General features: G+C 75.0%; 2 protein-coding genes. Both read left to right on the top strand.

Annotated features, from left to right (window positions below):
• Nucleotides 1-1,443, top strand: a 1,443-nt coding sequence (locus MKK70_RS22930) for a type I secretion system permease/ATPase (protein ID WP_243950147.1), incomplete at its 5' end; no start/stop codon positions are given.
• Between the two features lie 2 nt (nucleotides 1,444-1,445).
• The coding region (locus MKK70_RS22935) for an HlyD family type I secretion periplasmic adaptor subunit (protein ID WP_243950149.1) at nucleotides 1,446-2,716 on the top strand (1,271 nt) is incomplete at its 3' end.

Here is a 2,716-nt window from a genome sequence, read left to right on the forward strand (position 1 = left end):
GCGCCGCTCAAGGGGGCCGCCCCCGGCGACGGGCTGCTGCCGCTGCGCGACCTCGACCAGATCCGCGCGTTCCTGTCGGGCACCGGCCCGTCGGCGTTCTTCGACCTGCCGTGGCTGCCGATCTACCTGGCCGTCTGCTTCCTGTTCCACCCGCTGATCGGCCTCGCCGCGCTCTGCGGCGCCCTCTTCCTCGCGGCGGTGACGTGGCTGACCGACCGCGCCACCCGCAGGCCGGCCCAGGCCGCCACCGGGCACGGCCTGCGCCGCAACGGCCTGGCGGAGGCCGGGCGCCGCAACGCCGAGGTGCTCGCCGCGCTCGGCATGCAGGGCCGCTTCCAGGCGCGCTGGGCCGGGGCCAACCGCGACTACATGGACGCCCAGCAGCGCAACGCCGACGTGGCCGGGGGCCTCGGCGCCGTGTCGAAGGTGTTCCGCATGGCGCTGCAATCGGGCGTGCTGGCGCTCGGCGCCTGGCTGGTGATCCAGGGCCAGGCCACCGCCGGCATCATCATCGCGAGCTCGATCCTGGTGTCGCGGGCGCTGGCCCCGGCGGAACTCGCCATCGCCAACTGGAAGGGCTTCGTCCAGGCGCGCCAGAGCTGGGCCCGGCTCTCGGACCTGCTCGCGCGCATCCCGGCCGGGCAGCCGCGCCACGGCCTGCCGGCGCCGTCGCGGACGCTGACGGTGGAGGCGGTCACGATCGCCCCGCCCGGCTCGCAGCGCCCGGTGGTCGGCGAGGTCAGCTTCGCGCTGAAGGCCGGGCAGGGCCTCGGGGTGATCGGCCCCTCGGCCTCCGGCAAGTCGAGCCTGATCCGCGCGCTGATCGGCGTGTGGCCGCCCCTGCGCGGCAAGGTGCGCCTCGACGGGGCGGCCCTCGACCAGTGGGAACCGGCCGACCTCGGCCCCCATCTCGGCTACCTGCCGCAGGAGGCGGAGCTGTTCGCCGGCACCATCGGCGAGAACATCGCCCGCTTCGACCCGGCGGCCTCGGCCGAGGCGGTGATCGCGGCGGCGCAGGCGGCGGGCATCCACGAGATGGTGCTGCGGCTGACCGACGGCTACGACACCCGGATCGGCGAGGGCGGGGCGGGCCTGTCCTCCGGCCAGCGCCAGCGCATCGGCCTGGCGCGGGCGCTCTACGGCGACCCGTTCCTGGTGATCCTCGACGAGCCCAACGCCAACCTCGACGCCGAGGGCGAGAACGCGCTGACCCGGGCGATCCTCGGCGTGCGGGCGCGGGGCGGCATCTGCATCGTCGTGGCGCACCGCCCCTCGGCCCTGGCCGCGCTCGACCTCGTGCTGATGATGGCCGACGGCCGCGCCCAGGCCTTCGGCCCGAAGGACGAGGTGTTCAAGCGCGTGCTGCGCGCCGCCCCCGAACCGGCCCCGGCGGGGCTGCCCGCGCAAGGGCCCGCGAAGCCGACCCTGCAGGAAAGCGCCTGACCATGGCCGACCCCGTGATCCTCGCAGGCCCGATCGCCGCCGTCCCGGCCGCCCCCCTGCCGCCGCGCCTCCGCGCCCGGGCCTCGATCCGGCGCCACCTCGCGCTGAGCCTGGGGCTCGGCACCGTGCTGGTGGTCGGCGTCGGCGGCTGGGCCACCTTCACCGAGATCGCCGGCGCGGTGATCGCGCCGGGCCAGCTCGTGGTCGAGTCCGACGTCAAGAAGGTGCAGCACCCCACCGGCGGGGTGGTCGGGGAGCTGCGCGTGCGCGAGGGCGACCGGGTCAAGGCCGGCGACGTGCTGATCCGCCTCGACGAGACGCAGACCCGGGCCAACCTCGACATCGTGCTGCGGGCGCTGGACGAGCTCGACGCGCGCCATGCCCGCGACGAGGCCGAGCGTGACGACGCCCCGACGATCGCCTTCCCCGCCGAGCTGCTGGGCCGCCGGGACGCCGACCCCTCGGTCGCCCGCCTCGTCGACGGCGAGACCCGCCTGTTCGCCGCCCGCCGCGCCGGCCGCGCCGGGCAGAAGGCGCAGCTCTCCGAGCGCATCGAGCAGCTGCGCCAGGAGATCGGCGGCCTGACCCAGCAGGCCAACGCCAAGGAGCGCGAGATCGCGCTGATCCTCACCGAGCTGACGGGGGTGCGCGAGCTCTACGCCAAGAACCTGGTGCCGCTCTCGCGCGTCACCGCGCTCGAGCGCGAGACCGCCCGGCTCCAGGGCGAGCGCGGCCAGCTCGTCGCGCAGACCGCCTCGGCCAAGGGCAAGATCACCGAGACCGAGCTGCAGATCCTGCAGGTCGACGGCGACATGCGCACCGAGGTCGGCAAGGACCTCGCCGAGATCCGCGGCAAGCGCTCGGAGCTGCGCGAGAAGCGGGTCGCGGCCGAGGACCAGCTCAAGCGCATCGACCTGCGCAGCCCGCAGGACGGCACCGTCCACCAGATGACGGTCCACACCGTGGGCGGGCTGGTGACGCCGTCCGAGCCGGCGATGCTGATCGTGCCCACGGCCGACCAGCTCGCCGTCGAGGTCAAGATCCCGCCCCAGGACATCGACAGCGTGCGCCGCGAGCAGCGCGCGGTGCTGCGGTTCTCCGCCTTCAACAGCCGCACCACGCCCGAGATCGACGGCACGGTGAGCCGCGTCTCGGCCGACGTCTCGACCGATCCCAAGACCGGACAGAGCTACTACACCGCCCGCATCCGCGTGCCCGAGACCCAGCGCGAGCGCCTGGGCGAGGTCCAGCTCGTGCCCGGCATGCCGGTCGA

The sequence above is a fragment of the Methylobacterium sp. E-041 genome, assembly GCF_022829665.1.
Lineage (GTDB): Bacteria > Pseudomonadota > Alphaproteobacteria > Rhizobiales > Beijerinckiaceae > Methylobacterium.